Raw genomic sequence first — 14,125 nt, forward strand, 5'->3', positions numbered from 1 at the left:
TGCCACGTCTGGCAAGCGTCTCGGCAGAGGGTTAGAGAGGTGTTGCAATTTCGGTGTAACCCGGAACACCGCTAGCTCGAGTTTGCACTGCCGTCACAGCCGGGCCGAGGAATCGGGCCGCCAGAGTGCGGAACGCATCGGGGTCACCGGTTGCCTCGAAAATGCGGTTCGGACGCGAGGCACTCGGGTTATCCGGATGTGGACGCAGCAGATCCCTCTCCGACAGCACCCGCAGCAGGTCCTTGGCAGTTTCCTCGGCGCTGGACACCAACGTGACATCCTCGCCCATGGCGAGCTGGATCAACCCGGACAGCAACGGATAGTGGGTGCAGCCCAGCACCACGGTGTCGACCTGAGCCCGCTGCAGCGGCTCCAGATATCCCTCCGCCAGCTGCAGCACCTGCCGCCCACTCGTGATGCCGCGCTCGACGAAATCGACGAACCGTGGACACGCCACCGCCGTGATTTCGGTGTCGCGTGCGGCCGCGAACGCATCCTGGTACGCCCCCGACGCGATGGTCGCCGCGGTGCCGATGACGCCGATCTTGTTGTTGTGTGTGGTGTGCACGGCTCGCCGCACGGCAGGCAATACCACCTCGACGACCGGCACCGGCGCGTAGCGCTCGCGGGCATCACGCAGGCACGCCGCCGAAGCCGTATTGCAGGCGATCACCAGGGCTTTCACCCCGCGCCCGACGAGGTCGTCGCCGATGGCCAACGCGTGTCTGCGGATCTCGGGGATGCTCAGCGGGCCATACGGCCCATTGCCGGTGTCACCGACGTAGACGATGTCCTCGTCGGGCAGCTGATCGATGACGGCCCGCGCGACGGTCAAGCCGCCGACACCGGAATCGAATATCCCGATGGGTGCGCTCGGGCTGGTCACGTCGTCAGCCTCGGCGGCGATGAGGCCTTCGCCTTGCGTTCCCTGCCGGAGAGCCAGTAGGCGGCGAGTACACCGGCGATGGCCCCACTCAGGTGCCCCTGCCAGGACACCCCGAACTGTCCGGGCAGCACACCCCACAGCACACCGCCGTAGAGAACGATCACAACGACACCGATGAGGATCTGAACCACACTCCGGTTGAAGAAGCCCCTGACGATCACATAGGTGAGCCACCCGAAGATCAGGCCCGAGGCCCCGATGTGATTGGTCTCGTACGGCGAGCCGAGGTTGCCGATGAGCCACGTGCCGATTCCGCCCAGCACCCAGATGATCGCGGTTGCCAGCAGGAAGCGCCCGAGACCGGCGGCCGCCGCCAGGAAACCCAGCACGAGCGCGGGCACCGTGTTAGCAACCAGATGCCCCCAGTTGGCATGCAGCAGTGGCGCGAACAAGATGCCGTCGAGTCCGTCGGTCTCCAGGGGCCGAATGCCGTTCTCGTCGAGACGGTGTCCGGTGACCGAATCGATGCCCTCGACGACATAGAGCAGCGCCACGAATGAGACCACGAGGATTCCGCCGGTAACCCACTGCGGACGTCCGGACCGCTCGGGACGGGAGGAACGGAACCCCTCCGGGCCCCCGCTCAATCCCGTCATGCCCACAACTGCCCTTCCAGCGCATCCTCTGCGTCATCCACGGTACCGGCGTACGCACCGGTCGACAGATACTTCCACCCCGCATCGGCCACCACGAAGGCGATATCCGCCCGCTCGCCGGCCTTGACCGCCTTGGCAGCCATGCCGAGTGCCGCGTGCAGAATCGCACCGGTCGAAATGCCTGCGAAGATGCCTTCGACGTGAACCAACTCACGGGTGCGGCGCACCGCATCGAACGACCCGACCGAAAAGCGGGTGGTGAGCACCTCCGGGTCGTACAGCTCGGGCACGAATCCCTCATCGATGTTGCGCAACGCGTAGACACCCTCGCCGTAGCGCGGCTCGGCGGCAACAATTTGTACGTTCTGCACTCGTTCCCGCAAGAACCGTCCCGTACCCATCAGGGTGCCGGTGGTGCCCAGCCCGGCGACGAAATGAGTGATCTCGGGCAGATCGGCCAGAATCTCCGGGCCGGTGCCGTGATAGTGCGCGGCCGCATTTGCCGGGTTGCCGTACTGGTACAGCATTACCCACGAAGGGTTCTGCGCGGCAAGTTCTTTGGCGGTGGCGACGGCGGTGTTGGAGCCACCTTCGGCCGCGGAGAAGATGATGCGGGCGCCGTAGAGCTCAAGCAGCTGACGCCGCTCGATGGAGGTGTTCTCCGGCATCACGCAGATCATCTTGTAGCCCTTGAGCTGCGCGGCCATAGCCATCGAGATACCGGTGTTACCGCTGGTGGGCTCCAGAATCGTGGCTCCCGGTTCCAGCAGCCCGTCCTGCTCGGCCTGTTCGATCATGCGCAGCGCGGGCCGATCCTTGATGGATCCGGTCGGATTGCGGTCTTCCAGCTTGGCCCACAACCGCACGTGCGGATCGCCGTTCCAGGCCGGAGACAGCCTCTGCAAGCCGACCAACGGCGTGTTCCCGAGGGCCTGCAGCAGCGAGTCGTATCGGGTCATGCGCCGCTAGCCACCGGCCACGGCGGGCAGGATGGTGACCGAATCGCCATCGGCGATCACAGTGTCCAGCCCACCCGAGAACCGCACGTCCTCGTCGTTGACGTAGATGTTCACGAAGCGGTGCAACTTACCCGGGGAAGCTGGGTCGACGAGCCGGTCGGAGATCCCGGAATAGTTGGACTCCAGATCCGCGATCACCGCCTGCAAGGTGGAACCCGTTGCGGTGACGCGCTTCTCGCCACCGGTGTGAGTGCGCAAGATGGTGGGAATCGACACTTCAATCGACACTGTGGACATTCCTTTTCTCTAGTACTGCTCGACGTATTGGTCCACAACGGAAATCTCCTCTTCGGTGACCACTCCGTCGATAATCCGGTAACTGCGCAGCTCATGCTGCTCCGGATCGCGAGTGGACACCAAGACGTAGTGGGCATCGGGCTCCGCGGCCAAGTTGATATCGGTACGGCTGGGGTAAGCCTCGGTCGCGGTGTGGGAGTGATAGATAACCACCGGCACCTCGTCGGCGTCATCCATCCCACGCCAAACTCGAAGCTGCTCACCGGAATCAAAGCGATAAAAAGTCGGAGACCGCTCGGCGTTGATCATGGCCACGTGCCGCTCTGGACGATCGGAGCCCTCCGGACCCGCCACTACGCCGCAGGCCTCATCGGGGTGGTCGGCACGGGCGTGCTTCACCATGGCATCGACCAGGTCAGCACGAATACGAAGCACCAACAGTCCTTCCCTTCCCTCTGGCGCCGTGGCGGAGCACTACGAAAACGCTCCTGGCAACACCTCACGATATGCGGGTATTCCGGCAACGCCCGCGGCGCCCACCACCGCGCGCACCACGGCCCGCTCGACGCAGTCGGCGGCGGCGATTCCCACCGAGGCGGTCAGAGCTATCTGCTCTTCGCCCGAGAGGCTCATCGCCGCTATCTGCTCTTCGCCCGAGAGGCTCATCGCCGCTATCTGCTCTTCGCCCGAGAGGCTCATCGCCGCCTCGGCATCGCCCTCGCCAGTCCCGGTCGCCAGTACGTACAACGTGTCCCCGTCCATCGGGGTGTGCGCGGGCCTGATCGCCCGCGCCAGCCCGTCATGGGCGGCGATCGCTACTCGGCGACATTGCGCCTTGGTCAGCGGGGCGTTGGTCGCCACCACGCCGATCGTCGTGTTCAACGACACCGACTTGTCGGGCAACGCGGCCAGCGCTGCGATCTGGCTGGCCGGGGGCGCGCCCAGTTCCGGTGCACATGCAGGGTCCCAGGGCAGCCCTGTCGACGGATTAATAACCAGCCCAACAGGGTTGGCGACAATCACGGCTCCCACCACAATCCCGTTGCCCAGATCCGCACTCGCCGACCCGATACCCCCCTTGAGAGTTCCGGCCCGCGCTCCGACACCAGCACCCACCGTGCCCCAATGCGGCGCATCATTGGCATCTTCCGCTGCGCGATATCCGAATTCAGCATCGGGCCGGTTCTTCCAGGCACCCACCGGCAGGTCGAAGATGACCGCCCCGGGGACGATGGGCACAGTGCCACCGGGCAACGCCACTCCCCTGCCCCGTTCCTCCAGCCAGCGCATCACTCCGTCTGCGGCGGCTAAGCCGTAGGCACTCCCCCCGGTGAGCACAATGGCGTCGACCGTCGAGACCGTATTGACCGGATCGAGCAGATCGGATTCACGCGTTCCCGGAGCCCCGCCGCGCACATCGACCGCGCCCGTGGTCCCCGGTGGCGCCAGCACCACGGTGGTGCCGGTCGCCCAGCCCGACCCGAGGCCGGCATCGGCGTCAACCCGCTGGTGATGCCCCACGAGCATTCCCGGAACGTCGGTGATCGACCCAGAGAACTGGCTCATCTGCGCAACTTCCTCACCATCAGGGCGCTTTACCCATCAACGCGAGCACCAACAACTCCTGCATCACGGTCAGCCAGTGATAAATATCCATGTGCCCGGCCATCGGATCGTCGGCGGGCAACTCCTGCGGCCCGTCGCTGTCGATGCCGAGCATCGCCCCCAGCGCCAAGCGCACGTCATTCAGTGCGGTCAGCCATGCGCGCGCATCGTCCTCGGACAGCTCGAATCGCCCTCCGTCGGGAGGAAGCGTGCGCAACAACCGTTGTCCCGACTCGCGTTTGGCGTCGATTATGTCCGGCTCATACAGGCTGCGCAGCGCGCTGTTGAGTCCGCTGACCGCCTCGATGCTGCTGGTCCCGTCCTGGTCAGGACGGTGAAAGTCCGGAAGTAGCCGCCCTAAGGTGACATCGGTGGGGGCCTCGGAGTTCCCCGTCCGGATACCCGTCATCTGCGCCAATTCGTCACTGGGCGCCGAGGATTCGCGCTCATCCAGCATCGCCAACATCGACGTGACCATCGATTGTACGAGCGCAGCCTCATGCGGCTCCATCTCAGAACGCAGCCGGATCCCATCAGACGCGTTAACGCGCTTCCACTTTCGCACGGCTCAGCGGCTCAACGATCCTGCTGCAGAGTGGCCCACAGACCGGCGGCATGCAGCTTGCTGACATCGATCTCCATCGACTCGCGAGCCCCGCACGACACCACGGCCTTACCCTCATGGTGAACCTGCAACATCAGGTTGGTGGCCTCGGTCTCGCTATAGCCAAACAGCTGCTGGAACACATAGGCGACATAGTTCATCAGGTTTACCGGGTCGTCCCAGACGATGGTGACCCACGGCGACTGAGTCTCGTCGACATGTTCGACAGACCTCTCCGCAGTAGTCCCTGGCAAGGCTCGCGCCGGCGCACCCATGGCCCCAGAATACCGGGACCGCCAACTCTGTCAGCATCAAGTTCGGAGTTCCGCTGTCTGCCCGAAGCCTGTCGGAGCCGGTCATGCACCCAGGTATCCCGCTAACGTGGCGCACATGACGCACCAGTGCACGTCATTGCTCACCGACAAGTACGAGCTCACTATGCTCGCCGCGGCACTGCGTGATGGCACCGCGGGACGTCAAGCCACCTTCGAAGTGTTTGCCAGAAGGTTGCCGGACGGTCGACGGTACGGCGTGGTTGCCGGCACCGCCCGATTGCTCGAAGCGCTTGCCGAGTTCCGATTCGGATCCGAAGAATTGAAATCATTATCCGATTTTTTGGACAATGACGCACTCCAGTACCTCGCCGCGTATCGATTCAGCGGTGACATAGACGGCTACCCGGAGGGTGAGCTCTACTTCCCGGGATCCCCGGTGCTGACCGTGCGTGGAACCTTCGCTGAATGCGTCATCCTCGAAACCCTGGCACTGTCGATCCTGAACCACGACAGTGCCGTCGCCTCTGCCGCCGCCCGAATGGTGTCGGCGGCCGGGGGCCGTCCGCTCATCGAGATGGGGTCACGGCGCACGCACGAACTGGCGGCGGTGGCCTGTGCCCGCGCGGCTTATCTCGCGGGGTTCGAATCGACGTCCAACCTGGAAGCACAGCGCCGTTATGGCGTGCCCGCCCGTGGTACCGCCGCACATGCGTTCACCCTGCTCCACGCCAAGGACGGCATGAGCCCCGGCGAGGCCGAACGCGAGGCGTTTCGTGCACAAGTGGAGGCGCTCGGTGTCTCGACCACCCTTCTGGTGGACACCTACGACATCACCAGCGGGGTCGAGAACGCGATTGCCGTCGCGGGCCCCGCGCTGGGGGCGGTCCGCATCGATTCCGGCGATCTGGGCATGCTGGCCAGGCAAGTGCGCGCCCAACTCGATGCGCTGGGCGCGCACCGAACCCGCATTGTCGTCTCCGGAGACCTCGACGAGTACTCCATCGCGGCGCTACGCGCCGAGCCCGTCGACATCTACGGCGTGGGGACCTCGGTCGTCACCGGCTCAGGATTCCCGACTGCCGGCATGGTCTACAAGCTCGTCGAGATCGACGGCATCCCCGTGGCAAAACGCAGCAGTCACAAGGAATCCCACGGCGGCCATAAATGCGCCCTGCGCACCACCAAGCCGACCGGCACCATCACCGAGGAAGTGGTGTATCGCACGACTACCGGCCGTCCGGCGGTCCACGAGCCACACCGGACGCTGACCACCCCACTGGCGCGCGGCGGCACGCCTATCACCACCGACTCGCTCGACGACGCCAGAGGGCGTGTACACGCAGGATTACTGAGCCTGCCGTGGGAAGGGTTAGGCCTTTCCCATGGGGATCCTGCGATTACCACCCGATTGGTGGGATAATTCCGGCCCGGAGGACACATGACAGCCAGAAGGCAATGGGCGGGAACCACTCCCGAGGAGCGTCGGGCGACGCGTCGACGCGCACTGCTCGATGCGGGCATCGCGGCGCTCGGCGCCATCGACGGGCCGGCTCTGACCATCCGTACCGTGTGCAGGTCTTCCGGTGTCTCGGAACGCAACTTCTACGAGGAGTTCGGTGATCGAGACGACTTCGTGCGCGCGGTGTACCAGGACGTCCTCGAATCCGTGATGCGTGTCGTCACCGAATTCGCCGCCGATGGCGACGATTTAGAGACCCGTGCGGTCGAAACCTTCATCGGGGCGACCGTCGACAACCCGGAATACGGCCGCATCATGATGCTGGCTCCTTTCACCGAGCCGACACTCGGCAGCGTCGGATTCGCGGGTTCAATGGCGTTCGCCTCACTCGCGGAGAAGGCGCTGGTGAATATCGACGATCCGGGACGCCGCCGATTTCTGTCGGTATCGCTCGTCGGCGCGGCCTCGGGCGCCATCATCGACTATCTCCGCGGAGATCTGGGCATCAGCCGCGACGAGCTCATCGACTACATCTCACGCATGGGCCGCCAGGTGTCGGCGATCTTCGACTGAGCACTGGCCGGGTACCGTCGATCCATGGGCAGGGCACTTATCGTCGTCGACGTGCAGAACGACTTCTGCGAAGGAGGCTCGTTGCCCGTGCCCGGTGGCGCCGCACTCGCCCGGACGCTCAACAACCTCACCAATTCCGGCGTGTACGACGCGGTGGTGGCAACTCGCGATTTTCACGTCGACCCGGGCGACCACTTCTCCGAGACGCCGGACTTCGCGACGAGCTGGCCGCCGCACTGTCGGGCCGGCACACCCGGCGCTGACTTCCATCCCGACCTGGATCTCAGTCTCATCGACGAGGTGTTCTTCAAAGGCAGCTATGCCGCCGCATATTCGGGCTTCGAGGGCGTCTGCACCGATGGCACGGCACTGGCGCCGTGGCTGCAGACCCGAGATCTGGACAGCGTCGACGTGGTGGGGATCGCCACCGACTACTGTGTAGCCGCCACCGCCCGCGACGCGGCTCGGCAGGGGCTGCATGTCCGTGTGCTCACCGAATATTCCGTTGGCATTAAGGAAGAATCGATGAATCGTGCCCTGGATGAGCTTCGGGACGCCGGCGTCGAGGTGACCCGCTGAACGAGAAATCGGGCGGCGCATCCACATCCACGGGTCTGCTCGCCACCGCCGTCACAGCCCTTGGCGGAACTGAACGCACCGGACAGCTCACCATGGCCACCGCCGTCGAACACTCGCTACACAGCGGTGAACACCTGGTGGTCCAGGCCGGCACCGGCACCGGTAAGTCCCTGGCATACCTGGTGCCTGCCCTTGCCCATGCCATCGAGGAGTCATCTCCGGTCGTGGTCTCCACGGCAACCATCGCGCTGCAACGTCAGCTCGTGGATCGCGATCTGCCCCGATTAGCCGAAGCGTTGGCACCCTCACTGTCCCGCAAGCCGACATTCGCAATTCTCAAAGGCCGCGGAAATTACCTGTGCCTCAATAAGTTACACAACGGAGCCGCCTCCGATCAGGAAGCGCCCGATACGTTGTTCGAACCGTTCGCGGCCAGTGCGCTCGGACGCGATGTGCAGCGGCTCAACGACTGGGCGGATACCACCAAGACCGGGGATCGCGATGAGCTCAAGCCCGGTGTGCCCGATCGTTCCTGGTCACAGGTCAGCGTGTCGGCACGCGAATGCCTCGGCGCTACCCGGTGTCCGTTCGGCACCGAGTGTTTTGCCGAGCTGGCGCGGCTCGACGCGGGACAGTCGGATGTGGTGGTCACCAATCACGCGCTGCTGGCCATCGATGCCATTGCCGACATAAACATCCTGCCCGAGCATGACGCGGTGATCGTCGACGAGGCACACGACCTCGTTGACCGGGTAACAAGTGTTGCCACCCAGGAACTTTCCGCAGTCGGCCTCACTGTCACCATCCGGCGGATAGGCCGACTGGTATCACCCGAGACGGCAAGCCGGTTCGAAGCCAGCTCGGCGACGTTCTCCTCACTGATCCACGACAGCAAGCCCGGCACCATTGACCGCGCGGACGAGGAAACCGTCACCTACTTGACCGCACTGCGCGACGCTGCGGCCGCGGCGCGCACCGAGATTCCCACGGGTCAGTCCACTGACCCCGCCACCGCTGCGGCGCGCACGGAAGCAGTTGCCGCACTGGACGATATAGTCGATGCCGCGTCCTTAGCGCTGGCCTGCTGGGGTGAACCGGACATCACGGCACGCCCCAACGTGGTCTGGCTAGATCATGAGGACAACCGGGGCTCAGTGCGCCCAGTCCTGCGCGTGGCACCCCTATCGGTGGCTGGACTGCTGCGCACCCGGCTGTTCGGGCAGCGCACCGTCGTGCTCACCTCGGCCACTCTGGCTCTCGGCGGGAAGTTCGACACCATGGCCGCCTCATGGGGTCTGCCCGCCCGCGAAAACAGCACGGACTCGGGTACCGAGGCGAAGACCATCTGGCATGGCATCGACGTCGGATCCCCGTTTCAGCACGAGAAGTCCGCCATTCTCTACCTCGCGCGGCACCTTCCCGCCCCAGGACGCGACGGCGTCGGCGCCGCGACGCTCGATGAGATCGAAACCCTGGTCCGCGCGGCAGGGGGGCGCACGCTGGGACTGTTTTCCTCGATGCGCGCCGCCAAGGAAGCATCCGAGGAGATGCGCACCAGGCTCGACACCCGGGTGCTGTGCCAGGGCGACGACGCGACATCGGTTCTGGTCGAACAATTCAGCGCAGAGCCCGAAACCTCGCTGTTCGGCACCCTGTCGCTGTGGCAGGGCGTCGACGTCCCCGGCCCCTCGTTGTCGCTCGTTCTCATCGACCGAATCCCGTTCCCCCGCCCAGACGATCCGCTCCGAGCGGCCCGCCAACGAGCGATCAGCGCGCGCGGAGGCAATGGGTTCATGGCCGTGGCGGGTACTCAGGCGGCACTGCTGCTGGCACAGGGAACCGGGCGACTGCTGCGCAGTGCGCAGGACAGAGGCGTTGTCGCGGTGCTCGATTCACGGATGGCAACGGCGGGTTACGGCGGTTTTCTGCGTGCATCGCTGCCACCATTCTGGTCGACGCACGATCTGTCGGTGGTCACCGCGGCGCTACAACGGCTGATGACTCAGCACAAAGCGACTTATGCTGGAGAGGGCTCCCACACGCGAGGATAGCTCCGACAGAGAGATGGCCATGCCGATTCCGGTCAGGTGGTTCCGCACTCCGGCAGGGATCCTGGCCTGCTGCGCCCTGTTAGCACTCGTGTCATCCGCCTGTGCCAATACCGTTGATGGCGCCGCGGTTTCGCAGCTCGGCAATGCGTATCAAGTCGCCGGGCTCCCCGCCGTCGACGGACCATCCGGGTTGCGCCCGAATCCAAAACCGGCCGACAGGGCCGTACACGGCACCGACGACGGCGAGATGGACCGGCTGGCGATCAACGCGGTCGTCGACATCGAAGACTTCTGGCAGGAGGCCTATCCCAAGACTTTCTGGGCCACGTTTCATCCGGTCGAATCATTGATGTCCTGGAGCAGCGAAGGCCCCGGTGTCGCCGACTTCTGCGACAATCCGACGATCGGCTTCGACAATGCCGGGTACTGCATCAGCCAGAACAGCCTGGGATGGGACCGGGGAACGCTGTTGCCCAAGCTGGTGCGGATGTTCGGCCCCATGGCAGTACCCATGACGCTTGCCCACGAGTACGGGCATGCCGTCGCACACCAGTCGGAGATGGTGGACCCTCGGACGCCGACGCTGGTCGGCGAGCAGATGGCCGATTGCCTCGCCGGAACATACCTACGGTGGGTGGCACAGGGCAGCTCACCGCGTTTCACACTGAGCACCGGTGACGGCCTCAACAAGGTCATCGCGGCGCTGATCGCCTTCCGGGACGATCCCGTCGAGGCCGGCAACGCACTCGACGCGCACGGATCCGCATTCGAGCGGGTGTCGGCGTTCCAGCGCGGCTTCGTCGACGGCGCGGCCGAATGCACGCGGATCGACATGGCGGAGATCGCCAAGCGTCGCGGCGGGCTCCCGGATAACCTGCAGCCCGGGGAATCGGCAGACATGCCCGTCACCGTCGACACCTTGCGCACATTGATGACGGTGCTCCGGGCGGTTTATATGCCTACGGGAAACACAGCACCGCCACGACTCTCGGTGTCGGGTGCCGCATGCAACGAGCCCGGCCACCGCATCGAATCCGCAGCAGCGGTGTACTGCCCGGATTCCAATACGGTGGCTCTCGATCTGCCGCGACTGACCGATCTGGCTCGACCCACCCACGATCAGGGACAGATTACCGGCGACTTCACCGCCTATTCACTGGTCATTTCCCGTTATGCGTTGGCGATCGAGAAACAACACGGCCTGCCACTCGACAACGGACAGAGCGCACTGCGCAGCGCTTGTCTGACGGGCGTCGCATCGGCAGCAATGGCCAAACCCACCACGCCCACCCAGGAACCGAACCCGATGGTGCTTACCGCCGGGGATCTCGACGAGGCGGTGTCAGGGCTGCTGACCAACGGCATCGTGGCCAGCGATGTCAACGGAACCACCATCCCGGCCGGCTTCTCGAGGATCGATGCCTTCCGCGACGGAGTGGCGGGATCGGCGGACCGCTGCCTCACGCGCTACGGCTGATCGCTGCTAGTGCTCCAGGTCGCTGGCGGCCAGCACCGAGAGGCCCAGCTCACTATCGCTCGCCAACAGCGGATGATGCGGAAGCACCCGCACCGTATAGCCCACAGACCCGGAGACCGGCAACGTGGTCGTGGTGGAGAACGTTTCCACCCCTCCACCACGACTACCCGTGTGCGTCATCGGAACGACCTCCGAATCAGAGAGCTTGTCGTCCAAGTCAACTCGACCGATCACGGCCTGCACCGCAACCTCCGACGGGGCCAGCCCGGAAAGCTGAACCGATGCGGTGAGCGTCAACGACGATCCCAGCAGCGGAGTGTCCGGCAGGCCGGAGCTGTCGACATCCGTGATGACCAGCGACGGCCACACCTGCTGTACCCGCTCCCGATAGCGCGCCAGCTCCTTGGCCGGGGTGAACGAATCGTCGGGACCCACGGTGGCGCGCAGCGACTTGGCCGCGGGAGCGTAGTAGCCCACGGTGTAATCGCGAACCATTCTGGATGCCAATACCTTCGGCCCCAACTTCTCCAGAGTGTGACGAACCATCTCAACCCAGCGCTGCGGCGTGCCGTGTTCATCGCGTTCGTAGAACTTGGGCGCCACCTTCTGCGCCAGCAGCTCGTACAACGCAGCGGCCTCCAAGTCGTCGCGTCGGGCGTCATCAGTGACACCGTCGGCCGTCGGTATTTCCCAACCATTTTCGCCGTCGTACCACTCGTCCCACCAGCCATCGCGGATGGATAGGTTCAGTCCGCCGTTGAGCGCGCTCTTCATCCCCGAGGTTCCGCAGGCCTCCAACGGACGCAGTGGATTGTTCAGCCACACATCGCAGCCGAAGTACAGGTAGCGGGCCATTGACATGTCGTAGTCAGGCAGGAAGGTGATCCGGTGTCGCACATCGGCCTGGTCGGCGAATCTGACGATCTGCTGGATCAGCCCCTTACCGCCATCGTCGGCAGGATGCGACTTACCGGCCACGATGAGCTGCACCGGATGTTTCTCGTCGAGGAGTAGCTCGCGCAAGCGCTCCGGATTGCGCAGCATCAGCGTGAGCCGCTTGTACGTGGGAACGCGACGCGCGAAGCCGATGGTCAATACGCCCGGGTCGAAGGCACTGTCCACCCAGCCCAACTCGGCCTCGGCAGCGCCCCGCTGCAGCCACGATGCGCGTATCCGCCGTCGCACGTCCTGTATCAGCTGTTCTCGCAGCTGCGACCGGATCCACCAGATGTGCCCGGGATCCACCTCGTGGATCCGCTCCCATCCGCTGGCGTCGTTGAACGCCTCGGCGCCGACGAGCTGCTGTCCCAACTCCAACCACTGCGGCGACGCCCACGTGGGCGCATGCACGCCATTGGTGATCGACCCGATCGGAACCTCCGCGGCATCGAATGACGGCCACAATCCGTTGAACATCGACCGGCTCACCTGGCCGTGCAGCAGTGACACGCCGTTGGCGCGCTGCGCCAGCCGCAGCCCCATATGGGCCATGTTGAACGTCGACGGATCGTCTTCTGCCCCGAGGGCGATGATGCGATCCACCGGCACCCCGGGCAGCAGCGTGGAGTCACCGGAGTCCCCGAAATAACGACGCACCAAGTCCACGGGGAATCGGTCGATGCCCGCGGGAACCGGTGTGTGCGTGGTGAACACGGTGCTGGACCGCACCACCGTCAAGGCTGTTTCGACATCCAGCCCGTGCTGCCCGACGTACTCACGGATGCGCTCCAGCCCCAGGAACCCGGCATGGCCCTCATTGGTGTGGAACACCTCGGGGCTGGCTATGCCCCCAGAGACATCAGAAGCGACGTACGCACGGATGGCGCGCACACCACCGATACCGGCCAGAATCTCCTGCTTGATGCGGTGATCCTGATCACCGCCGTACAGCCGGTCGGTGACATAGCGCAGTTCCCGGTCATTCTCGGCGATATCTGAGTCCAAGAGCAGCAACGGAATCCGGCCCACCTGCGCAACCCAGATGCGAGCCGAGAGCACCCTGTCCTGTGGCATCGGCACCGTGATGAGGATCGGCGTGCCGTCCTCATGCGCCAACAGCCGCAACGGCAGACCCGCGGGGTCGATCAACGGATACTGCTCGGTCTGCCAGCCGTCGGCGGTCAACGACTGCCGGAAGTATCCGGACCGATAGTGCAGTCCCACGGCGATGAGCGGCAGCCCCAGGTCGGAGGCGGCCTTGAGGTGATCGCCAGCCAGGATGCCTAAACCACCGGAGTAGTTCGGCAGCACCTCGGAGACGCCGAACTCCATCGAGAAGTAGGCGATCGCAGTGGGCAGAATGGTGCTCTCGGCAGTCCCTTCGCGGTCGTCGGGCTCGTCGCTGGTTCGCTCCAACTGGCGCTGGTACCACATCGGCCGGTTCAGATAGTCGTGCAAATCACCCGCCAGGGCGGCCACCCGGTCGACAAAACTGTCGTCGGCCGCCAGCTCGTCGAGCCGTTGCGCTGGGACCGAGCCCATCACCGCGACCGGATCGTGGTTGGTCTGCTCCCACAGTTGGTGGTCGATATCGGCGAAAAGATCGCGGGTGGGCTGATGCCATGACCAGCGCAGGTTGTTCGATAACTCGCCCAGCGCCGCCAACCGCTCCGGAAGATGGGCGCGAACCGTGAATCGACGTAGGGCTTTCACCCTTCAGAACCTTACTGAGATTTCGGTTGCGCGCATGCCCGGCGGCGAGATA

General features: G+C 64.8%; 14 protein-coding genes. 5 read left to right on the forward strand and 9 right to left on the reverse strand.

Annotation, left to right across the window (positions count from 1 at the left end):
• Nucleotides 1-31 precede the first annotated feature (31 nt).
• Genes murI through clpS form a run of 8 tightly spaced genes read right to left on the reverse strand, consistent with a single transcriptional unit; the run spans nt 32 to nt 5,282 of the window.
• The gene (gene murI / locus AC5Y5C_RS18060; RefSeq protein ID WP_499974875.1) at nt 32-886 is read right to left on the reverse strand and encodes a glutamate racemase; all 855 of its coding nucleotides are present in this window, start codon (nt 884-886) and stop codon (nt 32-34) included.
• Nucleotides 883-1,542, reverse strand: a complete 660-nt coding sequence (locus AC5Y5C_RS18065; RefSeq protein WP_499974878.1) for a rhomboid family intramembrane serine protease — start codon at nt 1,540-1,542, stop codon at nt 883-885. The genes murI and AC5Y5C_RS18065 overlap by 4 nt, the downstream gene beginning before the upstream one ends.
• The gene (locus AC5Y5C_RS18070) at nt 1,539-2,501 is read right to left on the reverse strand and encodes a cysteine synthase (RefSeq protein WP_499974881.1); all 963 of its coding nucleotides are present in this window, start codon (nt 2,499-2,501) and stop codon (nt 1,539-1,541) included. Before AC5Y5C_RS18070 ends, AC5Y5C_RS18065 begins: the two co-directional genes overlap by 4 nt.
• A gap of 6 nt (nt 2,502-2,507) precedes the next feature.
• Complete coding sequence (locus AC5Y5C_RS18075; protein WP_499976023.1) at nt 2,508-2,789, reverse strand: MoaD/ThiS family protein; 282 nt, start codon at nt 2,787-2,789, stop codon at nt 2,508-2,510.
• Nucleotides 2,790-2,807: 18 nt separating this feature from the next.
• The gene (locus AC5Y5C_RS18080) at nt 2,808-3,233 is read right to left on the reverse strand and encodes a M67 family metallopeptidase (protein ID WP_499974884.1); all 426 of its coding nucleotides are present in this window, start codon (nt 3,231-3,233) and stop codon (nt 2,808-2,810) included.
• Between the two features lie 39 nt (nt 3,234-3,272).
• Nucleotides 3,273-4,364: a P1 family peptidase gene (locus tag AC5Y5C_RS18085; protein ID WP_499974887.1), complete on the reverse strand. Its 1,092-nt coding sequence runs from the start codon at nt 4,362-4,364 to the stop codon at nt 3,273-3,275.
• 19 nt (nt 4,365-4,383) lie between these two features.
• Complete coding sequence (gene aosR, locus AC5Y5C_RS18090; protein WP_499974890.1) at nt 4,384-4,968, reverse strand: oxidative stress transcriptional regulator AosR; 585 nt, start codon at nt 4,966-4,968, stop codon at nt 4,384-4,386.
• Nucleotides 4,969-4,979: 11 nt separating this feature from the next.
• Nucleotides 4,980-5,282 (reverse strand): ATP-dependent Clp protease adapter ClpS, encoded by a 303-nt coding sequence (clpS, locus tag AC5Y5C_RS18095; RefSeq protein ID WP_005059905.1) that lies wholly within the window; start codon nt 5,280-5,282, stop codon nt 4,980-4,982.
• Nucleotides 5,283-5,397: 115 nt separating this feature from the next.
• On the opposite strand from clpS, the gene AC5Y5C_RS18100 reads away from it, so the two are divergent.
• The 5 genes from AC5Y5C_RS18100 to AC5Y5C_RS18120 are packed head-to-tail and all read left to right on the forward strand — an operon-like array spanning nt 5,398 to nt 11,421.
• Nucleotides 5,398-6,702: a nicotinate phosphoribosyltransferase gene (locus AC5Y5C_RS18100; protein WP_499974894.1), complete on the forward strand. Its 1,305-nt coding sequence runs from the start codon at nt 5,398-5,400 to the stop codon at nt 6,700-6,702.
• 18 nt (nt 6,703-6,720) lie between these two features.
• Nucleotides 6,721-7,314, forward strand: coding sequence for a TetR/AcrR family transcriptional regulator (locus tag AC5Y5C_RS18105; protein WP_499974896.1), 594 nt, complete (start codon nt 6,721-6,723; stop codon nt 7,312-7,314).
• A 24-nt stretch (nt 7,315-7,338) separates the two neighbouring features.
• Nucleotides 7,339-7,893 carry an isochorismatase family protein gene (locus AC5Y5C_RS18110; protein WP_499974898.1) on the forward strand — a complete coding sequence of 185 codons (555 nt, stop codon included), beginning with the start codon at nt 7,339-7,341 and terminating at the stop codon, nt 7,891-7,893.
• On the forward strand, nt 7,890-9,944 hold the full coding sequence (locus AC5Y5C_RS18115; RefSeq protein ID WP_499976026.1) for an ATP-dependent DNA helicase: 2,055 nt from the start codon (nt 7,890-7,892) through the stop codon (nt 9,942-9,944). The genes AC5Y5C_RS18110 and AC5Y5C_RS18115 overlap by 4 nt, the downstream gene beginning before the upstream one ends.
• A gap of 19 nt (nt 9,945-9,963) precedes the next feature.
• A complete protein-coding gene (locus tag AC5Y5C_RS18120; protein ID WP_499974901.1) occupies nt 9,964-11,421 on the forward strand; it encodes a neutral zinc metallopeptidase in 1,458 nt (485 codons plus the stop codon).
• A gap of 6 nt (nt 11,422-11,427) precedes the next feature.
• Here AC5Y5C_RS18120 and glgP read toward each other — a convergent pair whose 3' ends face one another.
• A complete protein-coding gene (gene glgP / locus AC5Y5C_RS18125) occupies nt 11,428-14,073 on the reverse strand; it encodes an alpha-glucan family phosphorylase (RefSeq protein ID WP_499974903.1) in 2,646 nt (881 codons plus the stop codon).
• Nucleotides 14,074-14,125 lie beyond the last annotated feature (52 nt).

The organism is Mycobacterium sp. NGS15 (genome assembly GCF_059813245.1).

What these genes read in the sequence shown, in the direction of transcription:
- AC5Y5C_RS18120 (WP_499974901.1), top strand. Translation starts at nt 9,964, where the DNA reads ATGCCGATTCCGGTCAGGTGGTTCCGCACTCCGGCAGGGATCCTGGCC.
- AC5Y5C_RS18065 (WP_499974878.1), bottom strand. Translation starts at nt 1,542, where the DNA reads ATGACGGGATTGAGCGGGGGCCCGGAGGGGTTCCGTTCCTCCCGTCCC.
- AC5Y5C_RS18105 (WP_499974896.1), top strand. Translation starts at nt 6,721, where the DNA reads ATGACAGCCAGAAGGCAATGGGCGGGAACCACTCCCGAGGAGCGTCGG.
- AC5Y5C_RS18085 (WP_499974887.1), bottom strand. Translation starts at nt 4,364, where the DNA reads ATGAGCCAGTTCTCTGGGTCGATCACCGACGTTCCGGGAATGCTCGTG.
- AC5Y5C_RS18070 (WP_499974881.1), bottom strand. Translation starts at nt 2,501, where the DNA reads ATGACCCGATACGACTCGCTGCTGCAGGCCCTCGGGAACACGCCGTTG.
- clpS (WP_005059905.1), bottom strand. Translation starts at nt 5,282, where the DNA reads ATGGGTGCGCCGGCGCGAGCCTTGCCAGGGACTACTGCGGAGAGGTCT.
- AC5Y5C_RS18110 (WP_499974898.1), top strand. Translation starts at nt 7,339, where the DNA reads ATGGGCAGGGCACTTATCGTCGTCGACGTGCAGAACGACTTCTGCGAA.
- AC5Y5C_RS18100 (WP_499974894.1), top strand. Translation starts at nt 5,398, where the DNA reads ATGACGCACCAGTGCACGTCATTGCTCACCGACAAGTACGAGCTCACT.